The sequence below is a fragment of the Mesorhizobium sp. M1A.F.Ca.IN.020.03.2.1 genome, assembly GCF_004023205.1.
GTDB lineage: Bacteria > Pseudomonadota > Alphaproteobacteria > Rhizobiales > Rhizobiaceae > Mesorhizobium.
Window position 1 is genome coordinate 1 of record NZ_RZSV01000268.1, and the last position, 6,768, is coordinate 6,768.

A 6,768-nucleotide genomic window follows, 5' to 3' on the forward strand; every position below is an offset into this window, starting at 1 on the left:
GAATAGCCGAACGGCTTGTCGCCGGTCACGACGCCGCCGGCCACCCTGACCTGAATCTCGGGTCCAAAAAAGGAATGCGGGAACGGCGTGGGCGCAAGGCTCACCGAATCGAGCCGCTTGCGGAGTTCGGCAGGGATTGAAAAGTCGAGCGCCCGCAGATTGTCCTGCAACTGGGCAAGTTTCGTCGCGCCGAGGATGACGGTGGCCACACCCGGCTGCGCCGCAACCCAGTTCAGCGCCACCTGCGCCATGCTTCGGTCGAGTTCGGAAGCCACCTTCTCGAGTTCCGTAACGATCGCCCAATTGTGTTCGCTGAATTTCTGGAAACCCGGATGCGTGGTGTTGCGGAACCCGTCGAGCCGGCCGGCATTGCCGGCCTGCGCCGGGCGGTATTTGCCGCTGAGCAGGCCGCTGGCCAGCGGGCTCCACACCATGATGCCGGCGCCGTGACGCGAGGCGAAAGGCGCGAATTCATGTTCGATCGAGCGCTCGGCGAGCGAATATTCGAGCTGCAGGGCCGAGACCGGCTCATAGCCGCGCAGTTCGGCGATCGCCTGCGCCCGCCCGGCATACCAGGCCGGCACGTCAGAAAGACCGATATGGCGTACTTTGCCGGCACGCACCAAATCGTCCAGCGTGCGCAACACCTCCTCGGCCGGCGTCAGCCTGTCCCAGACATGCATGAGGTAAAGATCGATATGGTCGGTTCTGAGCCGCTTCAGCGAAGCGTCCACCGCGCGCATGATGTTCTTTCGGCCATTGCCGCCGGCATTCGGATTGCCGGGTTCCGTGTTCATCGTGAATTTGGTGGCGATCACCGCCTTGTCGCGCAAGCCGCGCTCGGCGACGAATTCGCCGAGCCAGGTCTCTGCCGTCCCGCCGGTGTAGAGGTCGGCCGTGTCGAAGAAATTGCCGCCGGCCTCGACATAGGCGTCGAACATGGCGCGGGCGGTTTCCCTGTCAGCACCCCAGCCCCATTCGGTGCCGAAGGTCATGGTGCCCAGCGCCAGCCGGCTGACGCGCAGGCCGCTGTTGCCAAGCGTGTAGTAGTTCATGCTCATGACGTGTTCCGATCGTGTTTGGTATGGGCTTATTGGCCAGGCGTCGCTTTCACCCAGGGATTGCCCCGCTCATGCGTCATGCGGAACGTGAAGCCGTCGACCTTCCAGCCTTGAGCCGATCGGGTCAGGCGATGCTCATAGGTGCCCCAGACCTCCCAGAGCGGATCGCCATTGCCTTCCATCCTGTTCCAGGCATAGCCGTTGGAACGGACGGTCGCCGTATCGGCCTCTATTTCGACCTGATGGTTGGTCCGCAGGTGCAGGCTCGTCTTGCTGCCTTTGAGATTGGCAGCCCAGGCGCCGATCAGATCGTTGGAGGCGACCGTGGCCGCGGGCTGTCCGGAAAGGCTGCTGAAGTCTGCGGTAACCCGGTCGGCGAAGAAGCTGCGGGCGAGTTTCCAATCCTGCGCATCGACGGCGCGGTCAATGGCATCCGCGATGCGGATGACGGCGCGCTCGTCGGCGAGCGTTTGCCAGCCCGTTGGTTCGGCTCCGCCGGCATCGACGGGCGCCATTGCCAGTCCTGCCGCGAAGGTCACATGTCTCAAAGCATTCATGTTTTTTCTCCTTGCGCATCGGCCCCACCGCCCGTGTGTTGGCGCCAATGTGGACCAGCTTGGCGGCATCGATAAGATTGCATTGTTCGCAAGGACTATGCGATATTATTCATGAATGGATCGAGATCTGCTGACGCATCTGCCGGTGATCGTCGCCGTGGCTCGGCGCGGCGGCTTCGCGCTTGCCGCGGCCGAACTCGGCATGAGTCCGTCGGCGGTCAGTCATGCGGTGCGGCTGGTGGAAGAGCGCATCGGCCAGCCGCTGTTTGCGCGCACCACGCGCAGCGTTTCGCTGACCGAAGCCGGCAAGGCGCTGGTGGAGACCGCGGCCCCTGCCCTGCAGGACATCTCCGAGCGCATCGACCGCATCCGCGGCGTCAAGGGCAGGCCCTCCGGCCTGCTCAGGATCAATGCGTCCAATATCGCGATGCCCCTGGCGGTCACGCCGGTGATCGCGGCCATGGCCGAACGCTATCCGGAGGTGACGGTCGAGGTCTTCGCCGACCAGGCCCTGGTCGATATCGTCGGCGAGGGTTTCGATGCCGGCATCAGGTTGGGCGAGATGATCGCACAGGATATGATCACCGTGCGGCTTACGCCTCCCGTCAAGGCAGTGGTTGTCGCCTCGCCCGGCTATATCGGAAAGCACGGCCCGCCGCGCGACGTAGCCGACCTGGCGAGGCACAATTGCATCGGCTACCGGCTTGTCCGCTCCGGCGGGCTCTATCGTTGGGATCTGAACGAGAACGGTAAGGATGTCGTGGTCGAGACGCGCGGCACGGCCATCGTCACAGATTCGCTTGCGGCGATCGATCTTGCGCTTGCTGGGGTCGGGCTCGCCTACGTATTCGAGCCGCTGGTGCGCGCCGATCTCGCCGCGGGTCGTCTGGTTCAGATCCTGCCGAAGACGGCGATCGAGGAGCCGGGCCTGTTCCTCTATTTCCCGCGCAGGGCATCGATGGCGCCGAAGCTCAGAGCCTTTATCGATACCGCTCAAGAGATCGGCCGGGCATCCATGCGGACACCCGGCCGAGTTGCCTGAGCTCTGTAGCCTTACTTTTGCTTCGGGCTATTTCTTGACCGCGGCCGCGACTTCCGCCGCGAAATCGGTCGCTTCCTTCTCGATGCCCTCGCCCAGCGCGTAACGCAGATAGGCGGTGATCTTCGCCGGAGCGCCGATCTCCTTCTCGGCATACTTCAGCGCCTTCTCGACGGTGATGTCGGGATTGAGCACGAAGGCCTGCTTCAGGAGCACGACCTCTTCATAGAACTTACGCAGCCGGCCCTCGACCATCTTCTCGATGATCGCTTCCGGCTTGCCGGACTGGCGGGCCTGGTCGGAGAAGATCGCCTTCTCGCGCTCGATCAGGGCCGGGTCGACTTCCTCGGCAGTCAGCGCAACCGGGTTGGTCGCGGCGACATGCATGGCGACCTGGCGGCCGAAGGCGTTCGCCGCATGCTCATTGCCGGTGGTCTCGATCGCGACCAGCACGCCGAGCTTGCCGAGGCCATCCGCGACGGCATTGTGGACATAGGTCGCCACCGCGCCATGCGGGACAGTGAGCTTGGCCGAGCGGCGGAAGCCCATGTTCTCGCCGATGGTGCCGACCGCGTCCTTGATGGTGTCGGTGACTGACTTGTCGGAGCCCGGATACTTGGCCGCGGCAACTGCTTCGGTCGTGCCATAGGCGAGCGCCACCTTGGCGACGTTGGCGACGATTTCCTGGAAGGCGGAGTTGCGCGCGACGAAGTCGGTCTCGGAGTTCACCTCGACGACCGCGGCTTCGCGAACACCGGAATCGACGCCGATCAGGCCTTCCGCCGCGGTGCGGCCGGCCTTCTTGTCGGCCTTGGAGATGCCCTTCTTGCGCAGCCAGTCGACGGCCGCTTCCATGTCGCCGTTGGTTTCGTTCAACGCCGCCTTGCAGTCCATCATGCCCGCGCCGGTCAAGTCGCGGAGTTCTTTGACCTGTGCAGCCGAAATGCTCATTGTCGCCTCTTTGTTTCAAAAGCGCCGACGCACCATCGAATCCCGATGATGCGCCCGGCAAAAGCGCTTTAACGCGCCAACTTATTGGAAAGATGAAGGCCGAAGCCGGCCTTCGTTTTTCAAGCTTCCGGAGCTTCAGTGGCCGGAGTGTCGAGCGCCGGTTCGACCGGAGCCTCGGCCGACGCGCCGATGTCCATGCCGAGCGCGCCCTGCTGCCGGGCGATGCCGTCGATCGCAGCCTTGGCGATCAGATCGCAATAAAGCTGGATCGCGCGGGCCGCGTCGTCATTGCCGGGGATCGGGAAGTCGATTTTGTCCGGGTCGCAGTTGGAATCGATGATGGCGACGACCGGGATGCCGAGGCGCTTGGCCTCGAGGATGGCGATCGCCTCCTTGTTGGTGTCGATGACGAACATCAGGTCCGGCGTCGAACCCATGTCCTTGATGCCGCCCAGCGCCTTGTTGAGCTTCTCGCGCTCACGGTCGAGGTTGAGGCGCTCCTTCTTGGTGAGGCCCTGGGCCTCGCCGGCCAGCGTCTCGTCGAGCTTGCGCAGGCGTTGGATCGAATTCGAGATCGTCTTCCAGTTGGTCAGCATGCCGCCCAGCCAACGCGAGTTGACATAATACTGGGCCGAACGCTGTGCGGCGTCGGCGACGATGTCCGAAGCCTGGCGCTTGGTGCCGACGAACAGCACACGGCCGCCCTTGGCGACGGTGTCGGAAACCTGCTTCAGGGCCTGGTGCAGCAGCGGCACCGTCTGCGACAGGTCGATGATGTGGATGTTGTTGCGGGCGCCATAGATGTAGGGCGCCATCTTCGGGTTCCAGCGGTGGGTCTGGTGTCCGAAGTGAACACCAGCTTCCAGAAGCTGGCGCATGCTGAAATCAGGCAGAGCCATTCTTTAGTTCCTTTCCGGTTGGCCTCCACGGACACAGGCATTTCGGACTTATGTCCTGATGCCACCGGAGGTTTCAGCCGGATTTCTCCCGGGCAGACACCAAAGTCCGTGTGTGGAATGAGCGCGCATATAGAGGGGAAGTCTCGTAAACGCAAGCGAGCTACCGGAAAACGCCCTCACCTGCGGCGATCCGCGCACTTATGCATGTCGCCCAGAAGTGTTCGGCGGTTCTGGGACAACGACATGCATCAAAACTCCGTCAGCGTCGGGTCTTGCCGTTCGGCACTCTGACGCGGCGGAAGACGGCGACAATCTCCTCGCGACTGCATTCGACCGCGCCAAGCCGCACGGCGCGGTCGCGCTCAAAGCCGGTGATATCGTAATGCGGCGCCGAAGTCTTCGGCGGCCCCTGATAGGACGAGCGCTTGAGGCCGAGCTCGGCGGCAAAGCGGTGGAGCTCGTCGGTGTCGTCGGCGAGCAGATGGCACCAGCGATGGCCGGCCCATTTCCAGATCGCCGCATCGACATAGACAGCCATCGAGCTTGCCGCACTCCAACCGACATCGGCGGCCCGCTCACAATCACCCCGGGCCGACGCGAAGTCAGCGATGATAGAAGGGATTCGGATAGGAAATGAAGCCGCCGGCGGCTTCAAGTTTGGTCACGATCCTCGACACCGCTTCCTGCATCCTTGAGCGCAGCACGGCGAGCGCCTCTTCGACCGAACCATCATATGCATGAAGCGCCAACGGCTCGGGCACGCGGATGTGAGCGCAGCGCGGCCCGGCGGGCTGCGGAATGAAGCGGTTGATCGAATCGCGCAAAGCGCCTTTGCAATAGTCGTTGCGGATGCGCTTCAGATGCTCGGCGATCTCCTCCTGGGTTATCGTCTGATTGGCGAAGGCCCAGGAGCCGACGCGCTGGACGCGCTGGATCGTTTCCGCCAGTTTTCGCACGCGTTTTTGCTCATCCGCATCAGCCTTGCCCTCGCGCAGCCAGCGGCGTGAACGCCGCAGCAACTCGGCCAAATCGAGGTCGGGTTCGGCCGCAACGGCATCGGCGAGCCGCAGGCCAAGCTCGGCCAGCACCCTTTGCTGGCGGCTGGCAAAGGAAGCGCCCGCCTCTGCGATCAGGCCGCAGGCCTGCTCGTCGAGGGACAGCAGGCCTGAATAGATGCTGTAGACGCGCTCCGGCAGGGAGCCGGCTGCAACACTTTCCATTTTCAGCTTTTTCTCGACATAGGCGCATTCCCTGGCGAGCGGCCGCTCGACATTGCCGATGAAGGCGAGCTTCCAGACAACAGGAGCCACCCAGACCTTGAAATCCTTGTTGGTTTCGCGCCCGCGCTTCAGCGCCGCCAGCCCCATCTCCACCGCGCCGGGAAGCAGCGGCGCGACATGGTTGCCGTGCCAGCCGACGCTGCCTTCCGGATGAAGCAGCACGCCATGGCCTTTCAGCGCCCAATCGACCGAATGCGCCTTGGCGGCTTCGCTGTTGCCGGGAATCTGCGCGATCAGATTGTTGGCCAGCCAGAATTTCTGCATCAGCCGACCGAGCCCGTTCACCACCCCATGTGTTGCCCATGAGGCGGCAAGCGGGCTGACGCGCGAGACGATCTCCTTGTCGATCATCCAGTCGGTGAAGAATTCCGGATGGTTGGGCGTGATGAACGTCGCTTGGCCTTCGCCGCAGCAGGCGTGCAGCTTCTGCTGGTCGGCTACGGGAAAGTCGATGTGACGGATATTGGCGACGCCGCGCAGGCCGGCGAGCCGATTGAACGGCAACAGGTCGCGGAAGCCGGGAACCCCTCGCAACATGACGATGCGGTTGACGATCGTCATCACCTTGATCAGCGCCGGATTGGGTCGCGGCGCCACGAACACGTCGATCCTGCCCAAGCTTTTCCCCCGAAATGCCTACGGGATGCTGGAACGGGATTGCGGCGTCTTCAAGTCAGGCTCGGCGACGGATCGCCGTAGCGGTTAACCCGCCGCTATTTCGAGGCCGGACAGGGCTTGGCCTGATCGAACAGCGACAGGTTCACCAATTTGCCGGTCATTGAGAAGTCGCCATAATCCATGACGAGGTCGCGCGTGATGCCGTTCTCATGCAGTTTGAAGCTGATCCGGTACTCCGGCACCTCTTCGCCGCTTTTGTCGGTGTCGTCGAAATAGGCGATGTCGACCGGCCAGTATTTGTCGGTGGCAAGCTTGGCGAGCGCCGGCGCTTCCGGGTCCGCCTTGTCGGCGTCGGCTCTTTTG

Annotated in this window: 8 protein-coding genes; 1 reads left to right on the forward strand and 7 read right to left on the reverse strand. The window is 63.3% G+C overall.

Features of this window, described 5'->3' with window-relative positions:
* Together EOA79_RS27780 and EOA79_RS27785 are read right to left on the reverse strand one after the other, a co-directional pair.
* The coding region (locus EOA79_RS27780; protein WP_164893969.1) for an aldo/keto reductase at positions 1-1,061 on the reverse strand (1,061 nt) is incomplete at its 3' end.
* A 29-nt stretch (positions 1,062-1,090) separates the two neighbouring features.
* Entirely contained in the window at positions 1,091-1,618 is a 528-nt protein-coding gene (locus EOA79_RS27785; protein WP_095825369.1) for a nuclear transport factor 2 family protein, read from the reverse strand.
* A 115-nt stretch (positions 1,619-1,733) separates the two neighbouring features.
* Here EOA79_RS27785 and EOA79_RS27790 point away from each other — a divergent pair, with 115 nt between their 5' ends.
* Positions 1,734-2,660 (forward strand): LysR family transcriptional regulator, encoded by a 927-nt coding sequence (locus EOA79_RS27790; protein ID WP_095825368.1) that lies wholly within the window; start codon positions 1,734-1,736, stop codon positions 2,658-2,660.
* A gap of 27 nt (positions 2,661-2,687) precedes the next feature.
* On the opposite strand, the gene tsf is transcribed toward EOA79_RS27790, so the two are convergent.
* From tsf to EOA79_RS27815, 5 genes are all read right to left on the reverse strand, one after another.
* Entirely contained in the window at positions 2,688-3,608 is a 921-nt protein-coding gene (gene tsf, locus EOA79_RS27795; RefSeq protein WP_095825367.1) for a translation elongation factor Ts, read from the reverse strand.
* A 119-nt stretch (positions 3,609-3,727) separates the two neighbouring features.
* The gene (gene rpsB, locus EOA79_RS27800) at positions 3,728-4,507 is read right to left on the reverse strand and encodes a 30S ribosomal protein S2 (protein ID WP_059188654.1); all 780 of its coding nucleotides are present in this window, start codon (positions 4,505-4,507) and stop codon (positions 3,728-3,730) included.
* Between the two features lie 259 nt (positions 4,508-4,766).
* A complete protein-coding gene (locus tag EOA79_RS27805; protein ID WP_067319872.1) occupies positions 4,767-5,045 on the reverse strand; it encodes a DUF4031 domain-containing protein in 279 nt (92 codons plus the stop codon).
* Positions 5,046-5,109: 64 nt separating this feature from the next.
* Positions 5,110-6,405 (reverse strand): hypothetical protein, encoded by a 1,296-nt coding sequence (locus tag EOA79_RS27810; protein WP_095825366.1) that lies wholly within the window; start codon positions 6,403-6,405, stop codon positions 5,110-5,112.
* Positions 6,406-6,500: 95 nt separating this feature from the next.
* Positions 6,501-6,768 (reverse strand): DUF1849 family protein (locus EOA79_RS27815; RefSeq protein ID WP_128293482.1); only part of this gene is annotated, 268 nt, incomplete at its 5' end.

Excerpts from the sequence above, each read along its gene's own strand:
- EOA79_RS27785 (WP_095825369.1), bottom strand. The coding sequence starts at position 1,618 with ATGAATGCTTTGAGACATGTGACCTTCGCGGCAGGACTGGCAATGGCG.
- EOA79_RS27790 (WP_095825368.1), top strand. The coding sequence starts at position 1,734 with ATGGATCGAGATCTGCTGACGCATCTGCCGGTGATCGTCGCCGTGGCT.
- tsf (WP_095825367.1), bottom strand. The coding sequence starts at position 3,608 with ATGAGCATTTCGGCTGCACAGGTCAAAGAACTCCGCGACTTGACCGGC.
- rpsB (WP_059188654.1), bottom strand. The coding sequence starts at position 4,507 with ATGGCTCTGCCTGATTTCAGCATGCGCCAGCTTCTGGAAGCTGGTGTT.
- EOA79_RS27805 (WP_067319872.1), bottom strand. The coding sequence starts at position 5,045 with ATGGCTGTCTATGTCGATGCGGCGATCTGGAAATGGGCCGGCCATCGC.